The 14,220-nt window shown below is 71.5% G+C and carries 13 protein-coding genes; 1 reads left to right on the plus strand and 12 read right to left on the minus strand.

The genetic code is table 11. From position 1 onward, the window contains the following. Positions 1-21: 21 nt before the first annotated feature. The 10 genes from OG470_RS37000 to OG470_RS37045 form a co-directional block, all read right to left on the minus strand. Positions 22-741: a TIGR03936 family radical SAM-associated protein gene (locus tag OG470_RS37000; RefSeq protein WP_328426849.1), complete on the minus strand. Its 720-nt coding sequence runs from the start codon at positions 739-741 to the stop codon at positions 22-24. Between the two features lie 240 nt (positions 742-981). Then, on the minus strand, positions 982-2,364 hold the full coding sequence (mycP, locus tag OG470_RS37005; protein WP_328419428.1) for a type VII secretion-associated serine protease mycosin: 1,383 nt from the start codon (positions 2,362-2,364) through the stop codon (positions 982-984). Between the two features lie 10 nt (positions 2,365-2,374). Further along, positions 2,375-3,799 carry a hypothetical protein gene (locus tag OG470_RS37010; RefSeq protein WP_328419430.1) on the minus strand — a complete coding sequence of 475 codons (1,425 nt, stop codon included), beginning with the start codon at positions 3,797-3,799 and terminating at the stop codon, positions 2,375-2,377. 10 nt (positions 3,800-3,809) lie between these two features. Continuing rightward, positions 3,810-4,250, minus strand: a complete 441-nt coding sequence (locus tag OG470_RS37015; RefSeq protein ID WP_328419432.1) for a hypothetical protein — start codon at positions 4,248-4,250, stop codon at positions 3,810-3,812. Between the two features lie 118 nt (positions 4,251-4,368). Beyond that, positions 4,369-4,563 (minus strand): hypothetical protein, encoded by a 195-nt coding sequence (locus OG470_RS37020; protein WP_328419434.1) that lies wholly within the window; start codon positions 4,561-4,563, stop codon positions 4,369-4,371. Next, the gene (locus OG470_RS37025; protein WP_328419436.1) at positions 4,560-4,922 is read right to left on the minus strand and encodes a YbaB/EbfC family nucleoid-associated protein; all 363 of its coding nucleotides are present in this window, start codon (positions 4,920-4,922) and stop codon (positions 4,560-4,562) included. The genes OG470_RS37020 and OG470_RS37025 overlap by 4 nt, the downstream gene beginning before the upstream one ends. Next, the gene (locus OG470_RS37030; RefSeq protein ID WP_328419438.1) at positions 4,919-5,329 is read right to left on the minus strand and encodes a YbaB/EbfC family nucleoid-associated protein; all 411 of its coding nucleotides are present in this window, start codon (positions 5,327-5,329) and stop codon (positions 4,919-4,921) included. Before OG470_RS37030 ends, OG470_RS37025 begins: the two co-directional genes overlap by 4 nt. A 20-nt stretch (positions 5,330-5,349) precedes the next feature. Beyond that, positions 5,350-6,075 carry a hypothetical protein gene (locus OG470_RS37035; protein WP_328419440.1) on the minus strand — a complete coding sequence of 242 codons (726 nt, stop codon included), beginning with the start codon at positions 6,073-6,075 and terminating at the stop codon, positions 5,350-5,352. Positions 6,076-6,135: 60 nt separating this feature from the next. Then, positions 6,136-6,444 carry a hypothetical protein gene (locus tag OG470_RS37040; protein WP_328419442.1) on the minus strand — a complete coding sequence of 103 codons (309 nt, stop codon included), beginning with the start codon at positions 6,442-6,444 and terminating at the stop codon, positions 6,136-6,138. A gap of 106 nt (positions 6,445-6,550) precedes the next feature. Beyond that, complete coding sequence (locus OG470_RS37045; RefSeq protein ID WP_328419444.1) at positions 6,551-8,545, minus strand: TIGR03960 family B12-binding radical SAM protein; 1,995 nt, start codon at positions 8,543-8,545, stop codon at positions 6,551-6,553. A 156-nt stretch (positions 8,546-8,701) separates the two neighbouring features. Between OG470_RS37045 and OG470_RS37050 the strand changes: the two genes are divergently transcribed. Then, on the plus strand, positions 8,702-10,087 hold the full coding sequence (locus tag OG470_RS37050; RefSeq protein WP_328419446.1) for a hypothetical protein: 1,386 nt from the start codon (positions 8,702-8,704) through the stop codon (positions 10,085-10,087). Between the two features lie 14 nt (positions 10,088-10,101). Here the strand turns inward: OG470_RS37050 and OG470_RS37055 are convergent, their stop codons facing one another. Both OG470_RS37055 and ileS read right to left on the minus strand, forming a co-directional pair. Then, positions 10,102-10,791 carry a lysophospholipid acyltransferase family protein gene (locus tag OG470_RS37055; protein ID WP_328419448.1) on the minus strand — a complete coding sequence of 230 codons (690 nt, stop codon included), beginning with the start codon at positions 10,789-10,791 and terminating at the stop codon, positions 10,102-10,104. Between the two features lie 164 nt (positions 10,792-10,955). After that, positions 10,956-14,102, minus strand: coding sequence for an isoleucine--tRNA ligase (gene ileS, locus OG470_RS37060; RefSeq protein ID WP_328419450.1), 3,147 nt, complete (start codon positions 14,100-14,102; stop codon positions 10,956-10,958). Between the last annotated feature and the right edge of the window lie 118 nt (positions 14,103-14,220).

Here is a 14,220-nt window from a genome sequence, read left to right on the forward strand (position 1 = left end):
TGCCAGAGCACTGACCGTCGGTCAGTGCCCAACGATGGCTGCCCCGCCGCGGTCCGCATCCAACGGATCCACGATCGCACCCTGCGCGGTCAACGTGCCCTGAGCCAGCCGGGTCACCCTCGGCGAGACCGGCGGCTCCAGGTCGGCCACCACGCGGAGGCCGGAAAGGACGTCATCGGGCCGTACGGACGGGGTGACCTGCCGCACGACCAGTTCGAGTATCGCACACGGTACGGCCGGCGCCCCGGAAGGCGTCGGCGTCGCATCGAGGACATCGATCGATATCACGGCCGCTCGGGCGTCGAAGGTGCGGCGGCCCTGCTTGGTCATCCGCTCGACCAGCACCTCGTCGGCGGCGTTGAAGGCGTCCACGGCGGCGCGCAGCACGGCCGTGTCGACCTCGGGCAGCTCGATGTGCCAGTACGACGCCTCGATCCGGTCCGGCAGACTGCCGCTCACGGCGATCACGGCGTCCAGCACGTCCAGCCCGGGCGAGAGCGCGGCGTCCAGCGCGGCCCGCAGCGCCTCCGGGTCGACCGGCGCCTGGAGGCCGATCTCCAGGTACTCCGCCTCGCTGGCGACTCCGGTGGGCGCGGCGCTGGCGTAGGAGATCTTCGGGTGTGGGGTGAAGCCCTGGGAGAAGGCGATGGGCACGGCGGCCCGACGCAGCGCACGCTCGAAGGCCCGCGCGAAGTCCCGGTGGGAGGTGAACCGCAGCGGGCCCCGCTTGGCGTACCGGATACGGACGCGCTGGACGACCGGCGCCTGGCCGCCCTCGGGTTGAGGCTTTCTGGCGATCGTGGGCTCCTCGGGTGGACCTGCGTGTCCGTCCCATCCTGGCGCAGGGCTCGTGACGGTACGCAGCCGGGGCGGCCGAAACGCCCGACGAAAACGTTGAAACCGGTCGGCGAGGTCGTCCGGACCCACCGGGGACGGCAATGGCCGGCCGGTGACCCGCAGGTCACTGGCCGGCCACCAGGATCAGGACCGGTTGCCGCCCCCGGGCGGGGCGGGCGGCGCCCCCGGAGGAGGGCCGTAGCCAGGCGGCGGGGGGTAGCCAGGCGGCGGGGCGTAGCCGGAGTGCGGGGCATAACCCCCACCTGGGGTCGGCGACTGGTAGGCGCCCGGGGAGCCGTACCCGCCGGGAGGCGGCTGGTCGAGCAGGTGATCGGGTACGTCGGCGGCCGCCCTCGCCTCACGGCGGTACCGACGCCGGTTCCAGATCAGGAAGGCCGCCAGCCCCACCAGCAACACCAGCACCACGGCGACGCCAATGGCGATCACCATGACCTGCTGGTCCGTGGGGCCGCCCCGGTCACCGTGCTGGGTGACGTCGAACTCCTCGTCCGCGCCCCCTGTCCGGGCAGGCTCCGGACCGGTCGCGGCGGCCGGATCGAGCAGCGGGTTGGCGTTGACCCGCGGCACGTCCGCGCTCAGCGCGGTTACCGGGTCGATCCGGCCGAAGCCGTACTGCGGGTCCCGGCCGGACGGCCCGGCGTCCCGGGAGGTCTGGATGATCCGGTTGATGACGTTGGCGGCGTCGAGGTCCGGGTACTTCGCCCGGATCAGCGCCACGAGACCGGAGACGATCGCGGTGCTGTCGGAGGTGCCGTCGCCCCAGCCGTAGCCGTGGTCGGGGCCCACGTTGTAGATGCCGTCGCCGGGTGCGGCGATCACCGCCGCCGGCCCCTGGACCGAGCCGGACCAGAAGTTGCCGCCCCGGGTCGTCCCGGTCACCGCGACCACGCCGGGGACGTTGGCAGGACTATCCACGTCGGTGCTGCCCTTGGCGGTGTTCCCGGCGGCGGCGACCACGACGACGTCGCGGTCCAGCGCGTACCTGATCGCGCTCTCCTCGTCGGCGCTGGCCGCCCCCGGTGCACCCTGGGACAGGTTGATCACCTTGGCGCCGCCGTCGACGGCCATCCGGATGCCGAGGGCGACCGCATCGGCGGCGTTGCCCCCGGTGCCCGCGCGCAGCTTGATGGGCAGGATCTTCGCGCCGGGGGCGATGCCGTCCACGCCGTCACGGCTCGCGTTCGTCGCCGCGATGATGCCGGCCATGTGCGTGCCGTGCCCGTCCTCGTCGACCCGTCCGTCGCCCGACGCACCGTAGCTGCGACCGCCGGGAAGCACCTGACCCCGCAGGTCCGGGTGGGTGGCGTCGACGCCACTGTCGAGCACGGCCACGACCACGCCCCGCCCGGTCGAGATCTTGTGCACCTGGGCGATCTTGAGCTCGTCCAGATACCACTGCTCGGCCCGCCGGGGCGCGGCGGACGCCGGTTGGGCGGCCCCCAGCACCAGGAGCCCCGCCAGCAGGCAGGCCGTGACCGGCCGACGCGCTCCGACGTTCACCCTCATCCGTCCGTCCTCATCGCAGGATGCCCGGGGACGCACCGTCACCGGAGCCCCACGGATCGTCGTCCTCAGTCAACCACGACGAGTGCTCGGAGCCGGTGCCGCCATGCCCGGCACCGCCCTGGCCCCCGCCCATCATGCCGCCGCCCATCATGCCGGCGCCCGCCATCCCGCCACGCGCGCCGCCCGCGCCAGCGCCACCGGCGGCTGCGGCGTTGCGCAACGCGCTCGCCGCGCTCGTCATCGGCGGCACCTTGCCGTTGCCGCCGCCCACCATGCCGGGGATACCGCCCATGCCGATCCCGCCGGCCGATCCGACGCCGCCGCCGATCCCGCCGCCAGCACCGCCGCCGCCGATCCCACCGCCGAAACCGCCGCCGGCGCCGCCGAGACCGGCGCTACCGACTCCGGGGCCGCCGCCGAGGCCACTCAGGCCGCCGACGCCGCTCGGTGCCGCGCCAGCCAGACCGCTGCTGAAGCCGTCGTCGCCCCCGGGGTAACCGGACCCGGTGGACGGGGGTGTGAACGGGCCGACGCCGGAGGTGGGGCCGTCAGGAGTGTCGCCGATGGTCGGCGGCTTGCTGTCGATGGTCGGCGGCTTGTTGTCGATGGTCGGCATCTTGCTGTCGATCTTGGGGTCATTTCCCCGATCGAAGTCACCCAGGTCCGGCTTCCCCGTCGGCGGAACCCGGGTGTCGGGGCGGTAGCCGTCCGAGTCGTCGCGGTCTGGCCCGACGAGTGTCAGCTTCGGACGCTCGGTCACCACCGCCGTGGGCAGCGGAGACATCGCGGTGTTCGCCGCCTGCTGGTTGTCCCGGTACCAGTTGTCCAGGTGGGACTTGGTGTCCCACCAGCCACCCCGCTTGCTGTCACCGGCCTGGCCGTCGACCTTCATGGTCGCCTCCAGGTCGTCGGCCTTGTCGCGGAACGCGCCGTCGGCGTACGAGGCGGGGTTGTTCTGGTAGTCCTTGCGCAGCGCGGCGAGGAAGCCCGACGTGCTCTCACCGTCGCGGGAGTCGTCGAGCTCGGTGCCGTTGGGCAGGCTCCACTCGTTCCACCCGAAGTCGTCCATCAGTGGGATCGGGATCGTGGAAACCGCCTTGCGGATGTCACCCTCGATCCGCGACAACGCCCCGCTGACGTTGCTCGCGTCGGTGATCAGTTTCTCGATGTCCTTGCCGATCTCACCCAGGTGCTCGCGGTACGCGTCGCCACCGCTGCCCTTCCAGCCGGCGAGCATGCCGGGCAGACCGCCGACGTGCGGGCGCTCCACGCCGGTCGCGATCGGGCCGACGAACGATCGGCCGACGAGCGCGTCCCGAAGCTGTGTGAGGCCGGAGGAGAGGTTGCTCCACCCCACCCCGACCGATCCGACCGTCTCCGGGTCTGCGGAGAGCGTCACCTCGCGGACGCACCGCTCCCAGGTTCCTCCAGCCATGACGTCCCCCTCAGGCCGTGTACGGGTAGGTGGGCTGGCCGCCGGCAGCGGGCGGCGGGGCCGCGGACTCGAGCAGCCGCTCGATCTGCGAGCCGTTGGCAGCGTTGCGCTCCTCGGTGTCGCGGAACGCCTGGGCGATGTCCTCGGTGCCCTTCTTGAGCGCGGCGAGCTTCTGGGAGAGCGACTTGAGGTGCGCCTCCATGTTGGTCGTCGACCGAGTCAGCGCCTGCCACTGCATGCGGGCGTCCTCGTAGGCCCCGAAGGGGGTGCCGTTCGGGACGGTCTGGGCGGTGGTGCTGTCGCCCTTCATCCGCTCCTTGACGCGCTCCATCTCGTAGCCGATGGTGTCGTCGACGTACTGCTTGAGCCGCTCGACGTAGGCTGCCGCGGCGTCCAGGTCCTCGACGCTGACGTGCAGATCGCCGATGTTCGGCGGCGTGATGCCAGCCATCCGCTTCCTCCCCGTTTTCCGACCCGCAGGGGTCGGTCCATGTCAGACGCAGCGTATCGAGTGTTGCCAAGTCAGGGCAGCCCCGGCCACCGCTATTCGGTAATTATGACCGTCGATATCAGCGACGCAGCTGCGGGACCAGCAACGCGATGCCGATCCCGACCAGGGCCAACGGGGCCAGAAGCACGACCACGCCGCTCCAGTCCGCCTCCCCGCGCAGCGCCTGAACGGCCATCAGGACCACCAGGAACACGAGCAGCAGGGCGAGGACCGAGAGCATCACCACCAGCAGACGGGCCTTGTCGGGGCTCATCGGCCGACCGTCCCGCGCGGCAGCAATGACATCGGATCGGCCAGGAAGGCGTCAGCGCCGACGCCACCCAACCGCAGGCCGGACATGACCTCCGCGCGTCGCTCCTCGGCCAGCGCCTCCGCCGCCCGCACGGCCTCCACCACCGCCTCGCCGAGCGTGATGTTGTCGACCGTACGGTGGGCCCGCGCGGCGATGGAGATGTCCAGCAACTCCTTCGCGCCGGACACCGTGGCGGTGACCATGCCGTCCGCTGCGGTGCCGACGAACTCCTCCCGGGCGAGCCGTCCGGTCTCCGTGGTGGCGCTCTCCAGCAGCGCCGTCATCTCCGTGACCAATCGCGCGAGCTCCTGTCTCCTCATTGGAACCGCCGCGTCGCGTCCCGCCACACCGCGAGCGGATCCTCCGTGCGGCCGTCCCACTCGACCGGCGCCTCCACGACGTCGTCGAGGCTGGCCCGCATGCTCTCCGCCATGGCGAGGCGGGCGGCGGTCACGGCCTGTCGGCAGTGCGGACCCAGGAGCTCGGCGGGCAGGTCGCGCACCGCCCGCGCACTGATCCGTACGTCCGTGAGCTGGCCCGCGCCGTCGACGACGGCGGTGATCGTGCCAGTCTCGTCGAACCCCTCGTGCGTCCGGTCCCCGGTTTCGGTCACCAGCGCGACGAGGTCGCGGGTAGCGGCCTCGGCGCGGCGCATGGCGGGCTCGTACGCCTCGGTGCGGCTCACCTCCCGGACGGACTCGACGGCCCTGCGGTAGACATCGCTCATCACTGCTCCGTTCGCCCGACTCAGGTAACCGGTTCCTTGTTCCAGTTCTCCGGATTGCTGACGATGTCGCGGTACCGGTCCCCGATTTTGGCGCTCTCGGCGTCGACCTTCTCCCCGGTCAGCTCGAACCCTCGCTTGAGCTGGGCCACGGCCGTGCCGATCGCGCTGTTCGCACCGCGCATCCCCTGCATCAGCCCGACGATCGCGGTGATGATGCCGAGCACGAAGGCGGCCCAACTGCCGATGATCGCCCACTTGAAGGCGGGCCCGGCCGGTCCGCCGGCGTTCGCGGCGATGCAGCCGACGATCGCGAGGCCGGTGCCCACCGACCAGGCCCAGAAGAGCGTCTCGAGCCCGTCCGCGACGGTGTTGCACCCGGACGAGGTCGTGATGGCGAGTTTCTGGAGCGCGTCCAGCGGCTCGACCACCTTGGTGGTCAGGAAGTTCTTGAAGACCTCGGAGCCGGTGCCCTTCCAGATACCGTCGACCTCACCGTTCAGCCGGGACAGCTTGCCGGCAAGTTCGGAGAACTCCTCCGCGAGGCCGGTCCACTTGTCGTCGGCCTCCTGGAACGGTGCCCAACTGCGCACGTTCATGACGGCGACCGGGGTGACGAAGGCCATCGCCAACGCCCCCGCGCCGGAGGGCTCGGCGGCCACCGCGAGCGTGCCGCCCAACCCGATGATGACCGCTTCCAGCGCGATCGTGGCGGCCTGGTCGGCACCGGATACCACGTTCTCACCCACAGAAGCTCGCCTCCCTGTTCCGTCGTGAAGGAGAGACCGGGCAGGTCGCGGGGACCGCGCTCAGTCCAGTGCCGTGTCGAAGGACTGACCGTGCCGTTCCTCCATCGTGCGGTAGTGCTCGACCACCCGGCCGAGCCCTTTCGCGACCTCAGCGACGGCAGCGGCGAGCGCCGTCACGGCCTGCGTCGTCGTCTCATGCATCTCGTCGTACGCGGCGGAGAAGCCGGCGTCGAAGGCCGGCGCGGCCCCGGCGGGCAGCCGCAGATACTCGATCTTGGGAAGCACTCCGGTATCCAGCGACTTTGCCGTCGCCGACAGCTCGGAGACGAGGTCGCCCAGCCTCTCGGTATTCATGGAGAAATCGGCCACCCGAGCCCCCTCCGCCAGCGCCGCTCACCCACCGGGCAAAGACCCGATGGGTGACGTGTTGGTAATGGAGGGTAGCGGGTGACCGCCGCCCGGCGCTGCCCCGCGATCAGGCGGACTGGTCGCCCGCCGGCACCTTCATGCCGTTGCCGCCCAGCGGCGTGAGGGGGAGGAGCTTCTTGCCGGTGGGGCCGATCTGGATCTCGGTATCCATGGAGGGGCAGACGCCGCAGTCGAAGCACGGGGTCCACCGGCAGTCGTCCTGCTCGTACTCCGAGACCGAGTCCTGCCAGTCCTGCCAGAGCCAGTCCTTGTCCAGGCCCGAGTCCAGGTGGTCCCAGGGCAGGACCTCCAGCTCGTCGCGCTGACGGGTGGTGTACCAGTCGAGGTCCACCCCGAACGCGGGCAGCGTCTCGGCCGCCGCGTCCACCCAGCGCTGGTACGAGAAGTGCTCGCTCCAACCGTCGAACCGGCCGCCGTTCTCCCACACCTTGCGGATCACCGAACCGACCCGACGGTCGCCCCGGGAGAGCAGGCCCTCGATCAGCGACGGCTCGCCGTCGTGGTAGCGGTAGCCGATCGCCCGGCCCAGCGAGCGGTCCGAGTTGATCGCCTGCTTGAGGATCTTGAGCCGGTGGTCGATGACCTCCGGGCGCTCCATCGGTGCCCACTGGAACGGGGTGTGCGGCTTCGGCACGAACCCACCGATGGAGACGGTGCAGCGGATGTCCTTGGAACCGGTCGCCGCCCGGCCAGCCTTGATCACCTCGTGCGCCATGTCCGCGATCTCCAGGACGTCGGCGTCGGTCTCGGTGGGCAGGCCGCACATGAAGTAGAGCTTCACCTGCCGCCAGCCGTTGCTGTACGCGGTGACCACGGTGCGAATGAGGTCTTCCTTCGACACCATCTTGTTGATGACCTTGCGGATCCGCTCCGACCCGCCCTCCGGGGCGAAGGTCAGGCCGGTGCGCCGCCCGTTGCGGGACAGCTCCTGCGCGAGGTCGATGTTGAAGGCGTCCACCCGGGTCGACGGCAGCGACAGCGAGACGTTGGTGCCCTCGTACTGCTGGGCCAGGCCCGAGCACATGTCGCCGATCTCGGAGTGGTCGGCTGAGGAGAGCGACAGCAGGCCCACCTCGGAGAAGCCGGAGAACTCCAGCCCGTCGCGCACCATCTGCCCGACCGTGGTGATCGACCGCTCGCGCACCGGGCGGGTGATCATGCCGGCCTGGCAGAACCGGCAACCCCGGGTGCAGCCCCGGAAGATCTCCACCGCGTACCGCTCGTGCACCGTCTCGGCCAGCGGGACGAGGGGCTTCTTCGGGTACGGCCAGGCGTCCAGGTCCATCGTCGTGCGCTTGTGCACCCGGAACGGCACGTCCGCCCGGTTCGGCACGACTCGCTGGATCCGGCCGTCGGCGAGGTAGTCCACGTCGTAGAAGCGCGGCACGTAGACGCTCTCGGTGCGGGCGAGCCGCAGCAGCAACTCGTCGCGACCACCCGGGGAGCCCTCGGCCTTCCACTCCCGGACGATCGCGGTGATCTCCAGGACCGCCTCCTCGCCGTCGCCGAGCACAGCGGCGTCGATGAAGTCGGCGATCGGCTCCGGGTTGAACGCGGCGTGCCCGCCGGCCACGATCACCGGGTCGGCGTCGGTGCGGTCGGCGGCCAGCATCGGGATGCCGGCCAGGTCGATCGCGGTGAGCAGGTTGGTGTAACCCAGCTCGGTGGAGAAGGAGATGCCGAACACGTCGAAGTCGCGGACCGACCGGTGCGCGTCGACGGTGAACTGCGGCACGCCGTGCGTGCGCATCAGGGACTCCAGGTCCGGCCAGACCGCGTACGTCCGCTCGGCGAGAGTGTCGGGCAGCTCGTTGAGCACCTCGTAGAGGATCTGCACACCCTGGTTGGGCAGGCCCACCTCGTACGCGTCGGGATACATCAGCGCCCAGCGCACGGTTGCCGCGTCCCAGTCCTTGACCACCGCACCCAGTTCACCACCGACGTACTGGATGGGCTTCGTGACCTGGGGTAGCAGCGGCTCCAGCTGGGACCAGATGGAATTGGTCGCGGCCGGGCGCGGCGTCGTGGACGGGGCACTCATGATGCCCAAGGGTACGCGTCCGCCCGGCCGTGACCGCGCGCACGCCGCCATGACGTCCGATCGACGCCGACTGTCGTGCGCGGCAGCCCGCAGCCCGGTCGGCGGAGCTGGCGGCGCGGTACTAACCTCGGACCGGCGCGAGAGGAGATTGCCGCGATGCCGGAGCCCCAGCCGGGAGCAGGCCGTCCGGCCGACGGGAGCACCCCGGGCACGGAGCCGGACCGGGATCCGGCGGTCGCCGACGAGCCGACGCCCCCACCCGTACCCTCGGACCAGCCGGAACCCTCGGACCAGCCGGAAGTACCGCAGCGGCCGGATCCCTCAGACCAGCCGGAGCCGCCGACCGACCAGGCCGCCGGCCCGGACGACGCCGCACCGACACACGGACCGGGACCGGCGGACGACCCGCGACCGGCCGACGAGCCGCGACCGGCCGACGAGCCGCGACCGGCCGACGAGCCCGCAGCCGCCGGTGCGGCCGACTCCCCGGCCGCCACCGCGCCGATCAGCGCGCCCCGGTGGAGCGGATCCGCGCCGGTGCCGCCCCCGCTGCCGCGCAAGCGGGCCTGGGGTGCGTCGGCCGAGCCGACCCCTGTCCCACCCACTCCGGACGAGCCGCCGGAGCACCGGAACCCGGTCGACCCGTGGGCCGGCGTGGACACCGGCGGCTGGGACCTGCCGCACGCCGAGCTGCCCCCGCTGCCCCCGACGCTGCACTACCCGGTGCCACCCGCGACCCGGCAGTGGCCCGGTCCGCCCACTCCCCCGGTCGGACCGCACCCGGCGTCGCCGCCGGCCGCCCCACTGCCGCCGGCCGCCCCGCTGTCCCCGGCCGCCCGGCCCACCATGCCGGCCCGGCCGATGTCTCCACCCGCACCGCCGCCCGCCCCGCCGAAGCAGCGCCGGGGCCGACGGTCCGCGGCACCGCCACCGGTGTCACCGCCACCGGGCTGGCAGGCCCCCAAGGGGTACGTCCCGGTCAAGGTCCGTCGGCGACGCCGCTGGCCGTGGCTGCTGCTGCTCACCCTGGCCTGCTGCTGCGGCTGCCCGGCCTACTACGGGTTTCCGATCTCGGCCCAGTACCCGGCCCGAGCGGCGCTGCCCGAGCAGGTGGCCGACCTGAGCCTGCGCCAGGACAGCCGCAACGCGGACGCCGCCCGTGACCTGGAGAACGAGGTACGTCGGGAGCACTGGCTGGCCGAGGACACCTTCGCCGGCGTCTACGGCACCGCGGACGGCAAGCGGGTGACGGTCTTCGGCGGCACCGGCTTCCGGCTCACCCCAGAAGCGGACGCGGACGCGGAGATCACCCGCCTCAGTGAGCGCTACGCGCTGGAGGCCCCCGAGACGGTGAAAACCGGCGTGCGGGGCCGGCACGAACGCTGCGCGGTCGGCCGTTCCGCCGGCAGCGACGTGGTGGTCTGCACCTCGGTCGACCACGGCAGCATCGCCACCGGCGTGTTCACCCGGCTCTCCGTCGCCGACAGCGCGGCGCTGCTGGACACTCTGCGCGGTCAGATCGTCCAGCCCGAGCAGAGCTGACGGCCGGGGGTCGGTCAGGAGTCGCGGGTCGGGTCCGGGTGGGCGCGCGGCGGGGCGTAGCGGGGCACGTACTCCTGGCCCGTGAGCTTCTGGATCTCGCTCATGATCTCGTCGGTCATCTGCCGCAGCGAGGTGCGGTCGTCCTGCCGGCCGGTGAAGTCCAGCGGCTTGCCGAACCGAACGGTGATCTTGGCGGCGCCGGGGCGGGGCACCCGGGCGCCGATCGGCTGCGCCTTGTCCGTGCCGATCATGCCGACCGGGATGACCGGCACTCCGGCGGAGAGCGCCAGCCGGGCCGCTCCGGTCCGTCCCCGGTAGAGCTTGCCGTCCGGTGAGCGGGTGCCCTCCGGATAGACCACCACCAGGTCGCCGCCCTTGAGTGCCGGGATGGCCGCGTCGAACGCGGACAGCGCAGCACGCCCGCCGGCCCGCTCGACCGGGATCGCGCCCAGGCCGGTGAGGACGAACTTGGAGATCGCGCCCTTGACCCCGGTGCCCTTGAAATACTCCGACTTCGCCCAGAACGCCAGGTGCCGGGGCACCACCGTGCCGAGGAACAGCTCGTCGGCCACCGACAAATGGTTCCCGGCGAAGACCGCGCCGCCGGTCTCCGGCAGGTGCTCCAGCCCCTCCACGGTCGGGCGGAACGCCAACCGCAGCGTGGGCGCCACGGTGAGCTTGCCGATGGTGTAGAGCAGGGGCACTGGTCCTCCGGCGGTCGTGGGTTGCACAGGCGGTGTCACGTTAGCTGACGCCCGCACTCCGCCCGGATCGGGTGGCGGGCGTCCCGGACCCACGGGGGGGCGGCCCGGGAGTGAGCGTCCGGGGACGGACGGGACGACCTCGACCCGTCCGTCCCCGGACCACCTCATACCCGACGGACCACGACCGTCACCCGGTCACCCTCGCCGACCTCGCCGACGAAGCCATCGACGCCCTCGGCGAAGTCGACGGAGTCGGCCAGCACCTCTCCGGAGACGAAATCGATGTACGCGGCCACCGCCGCGCGCACCTCCTCGGACGCCGACACCGACACCACGATCCGGTCCGAGACGTCCAGGTCGGCGTCCCGGCGGGCCTGCTGCACCACCCGGACCACGTCCCGGGCCAACCCCTCGGCGGCCAGCTCGGGGGTGACCTCGGTGTCCAGCACCACCACACCCTCACCGCCGGGCAGCGGCGCGGAGTGCTCGGCGTCGGCGGCGACCAGGCGCAGCTCGTACTCACCCTCGGCCAGGGTGACCCCGGCGGCCACCGGAGCGCCGTCGACCAGCTCCCACTCGCCCGCCTTGACCGCCTTGATCACCTGCTGGACCTGCTTGCCGACCCGCGGGCCGAGCGCCCGGGGCACCACGGTCAGGACCTGCTGGCAGTACTCGGCCAGGTCCGCGCTGAACTCCACCGCCTTCACGTTGACCTCGTCGGTGACCAGGTCGGCGAACGGGCGCAGCTGCTCGGCCGCCGGCGAGGCCACGACCAGCTTGGGCAGCGGCAGCCGCACCCGCAGCCCCTTGGCCTTGCGCAGCGACAGCGCCGCCGAGGCGACCGCCCGGGTGGCGTCCATCGCGGCGACCAACTCGTGGTCGGCCGGAAACTCGGTCGCCTCCGGCCAGTCGGTCAGGTGCACCGAGCGCTCCCCGGTCAGCCCGCGCCAGATCTCCTCCGCGGTCAGCGGCGCCAGCGGCGCCACCACCCGGCAGAGCGTCTCCAGCACCGTCCACAGCGTGTCGAAGGCGTTCGCGTCCCCGGACCAGAACCGGTCCCGGGACCGGCGCACGTACCAGTTGGTCAGCGCGTCCAGGTAGGACCGGACGGTGGCACAGGCGCCGGAGATGTCGTACGCCTCCATCTGCGCGCCGACCGTCGACACCAGCTCGTTCGTCTTCGCCAGCACGTACCGGTCGAGCAGGTCCGGCGAGTCGGTGCGGCGCCGCGCCTGGTACCCGTCGGCGTTGGCGTAGAGCGAGAAGAAGTACCAGACGTTCCACAGCGGCAGCATCACCTGGCGGACGGCGTCCCGGATGCCCGCCTCGGTGACCGCCATGTCGCCGCCGCGCAGCACCGGCGAGGACATCAGCATCCAGCGCATCGCGTCCGAGCCGTACGCGTCGAAGACGTGGTAGACGTCCGGGTAGTTGCGCAGGCTCTTGGACATCTTGCGCCCGTCCGAGCCGAGCAGGATGCCGTGGCTGAGGCAGTTGCGGAACGCCGGCCGGTCGAACAGCGCGGTGGCCAGCACGTGCATCGTGTAGAACCAGCCGCGGGTCTGCCCGATGTACTCGACGATGAAGTCGCCCGGGTAGTGGTGCTCGAACCAGTCCGCGTTCTCGAACGGGTAGTGCACCTGGGCGAACGGCATCGAGCCGGACTCGAACCAGCAGTCCAGCACCTCCGGCACCCGACGCATCATCGACTGCCCGGTCGGGTCGTCCGGGTTGGGGCGGACCAGGTCGTCCACCGCGGGCCGGTGCAGGTCGGTCAGGCGTACGCCGAAGTCCCGCTCGATGTCGGCCAGCGAGCCGTAGACGTCGAGCCGGGGATAGTTCGGGTCGTCGGACTTCCAGACCGGGATCGGCGAGCCCCAGAACCGGTTCCGGCTGATCGACCAGTCGCGGGCGTTGGCCAGCCACTTGCCGAACGAGCCGTCCTTGATGTGCCCGGGCGTCCAGTTGATCTGCTGGTTCAGCTCGACCATTCGGTCCTTGAACCGGGTCACCGCGACGAACCACGACGACACCGCCTTGTAGACCAGCGGGGTGTCGCAGCGCCAGCAGTGCGGGTACGAGTGGGTGTAGGTGTCCTGCTTGAGCACCACCCCCCGCTCCTTGAGCTCCCGGATCACCGGCTTGTTGACGTCGAAGACCTGCTCACCCTGGTACGGCGGAACCAACGCCGTGAACCGGGTGTGGTCGTCGACCGTGACGATGGTGGGGATGCCGGCGGCGTTGCAGACGTTCTGGTCGTCCTCACCGAAGGCCGGAGCCAGGTGCACGATCCCGGTGCCGTCCTCGGTGGTGACGAAGTCCGCGCCGAGCACCTGGTAGGCGTTCTCGCCGGCCTGCTCGACCAGGAAGTCGTAGAGCGGGGTGTAGCGGCGCCCGACCAGGTCCCGGCCGTACACCGTGCCGACCTGCTCGTATCCGTCCAGCTCCTTGGCGTACGCCCCGAGCCGGGCGGCGCCCACCACGTAGCGGTCACCGTCGCGCTCCAGCACGGCGTACTCGATGTCCGGGCCGACGGCGAGCGCCAGGTTCGACGGCAGTGTCCACGGCGTGGTGGTCCAGACGCCCAGCTTGACCGACCCGCGGAGCAGCTCCGGGGCGGACTCGTCCGGGGTCAGCCCGAACCACACGGTCAACGTCGGGTCGTGCCGGTCCCGGTAGACGTCGTCCATCCGGGTCTCGGTGTTCGACAGCGGCGTCTCGCAGCGCCAGCAGTACGCCAGCACCCGGAAACCCTCGTAGATCAGGCCCTTGTCGTGCAGGGTCCGGAAGGCCCACATGACGCTTTCCATGTAGTCCAGGTCGAGGGTCTTGTAGTCGTTGGTGAAGTCGACCCAGCGGGCCTGCCGGTTGATGTACCGCTCCCAGTCCTGGGTGAACTCCAGCACCGAGGTGCGGCAGGCCTCGTTGAACCGGGCCACGCCGAGGTCGATGATCTCTGCCTTGCTGGTGATGCCGAGCTGCTTCTCGGCCACCACCTCGGCGGGCAGGCCGTGGCAGTCCCAGCCGAAGCGCCGCTCGACGTGCCGGCCGCGCATGGTCTGGTAGCGGGGCACCACGTCCTTGACGTAGCCGGTGAAGAGGTGGCCGTAGTGCGGCAGGCCGTTGGCGAACGGCGGGCCGTCGTAGAAGACGTACTCGTTCTTACCGTCGTCGCCGGCCGGGCGGGCCTCCACCGACGCCTCGAAGGTCTTGTCGGCCGTCCAGTGCTCCAGCACCCGGCGCTCGACCGCGGGCAGGTCCGGGCTCGCCGGGACACCGGCGGCGGTCGGGTCGTGCAGTGGATAGGCCATCGGGGGTCGCTCTCCTCGCGCAGCTCACTCATCAGTGGGTCTGCGAGGACGAGCGTCTCCGGGGACGCCTCGACGGCGCTCCCGGGTGGCCCGCGGTACCACCCCGCTTGGCGGTCAG

Source organism: Micromonospora sp. NBC_00389 (assembly GCF_036059255.1).
Lineage (GTDB): Bacteria > Actinomycetota > Actinomycetes > Mycobacteriales > Micromonosporaceae > Micromonospora.

What these genes read in the sequence shown, in the direction of transcription:
- mycP (WP_328419428.1), bottom strand. Translation starts at nt 2,364, where the DNA reads ATGAGGGTGAACGTCGGAGCGCGTCGGCCGGTCACGGCCTGCCTGCTG.
- OG470_RS37010 (WP_328419430.1), bottom strand. Translation starts at nt 3,799, where the DNA reads ATGGCTGGAGGAACCTGGGAGCGGTGCGTCCGCGAGGTGACGCTCTCC.
- OG470_RS37015 (WP_328419432.1), bottom strand. Translation starts at nt 4,250, where the DNA reads ATGGCTGGCATCACGCCGCCGAACATCGGCGATCTGCACGTCAGCGTC.
- OG470_RS37020 (WP_328419434.1), bottom strand. Translation starts at nt 4,563, where the DNA reads ATGAGCCCCGACAAGGCCCGTCTGCTGGTGGTGATGCTCTCGGTCCTC.
- OG470_RS37025 (WP_328419436.1), bottom strand. Translation starts at nt 4,922, where the DNA reads ATGAGGAGACAGGAGCTCGCGCGATTGGTCACGGAGATGACGGCGCTG.
- OG470_RS37030 (WP_328419438.1), bottom strand. Translation starts at nt 5,329, where the DNA reads ATGAGCGATGTCTACCGCAGGGCCGTCGAGTCCGTCCGGGAGGTGAGC.
- OG470_RS37045 (WP_328419444.1), bottom strand. Translation starts at nt 8,545, where the DNA reads ATGAGTGCCCCGTCCACGACGCCGCGCCCGGCCGCGACCAATTCCATC.
- OG470_RS37050 (WP_328419446.1), top strand. Translation starts at nt 8,702, where the DNA reads ATGCCGGAGCCCCAGCCGGGAGCAGGCCGTCCGGCCGACGGGAGCACC.
- ileS (WP_328419450.1), bottom strand. Translation starts at nt 14,102, where the DNA reads ATGGCCTATCCACTGCACGACCCGACCGCCGCCGGTGTCCCGGCGAGC.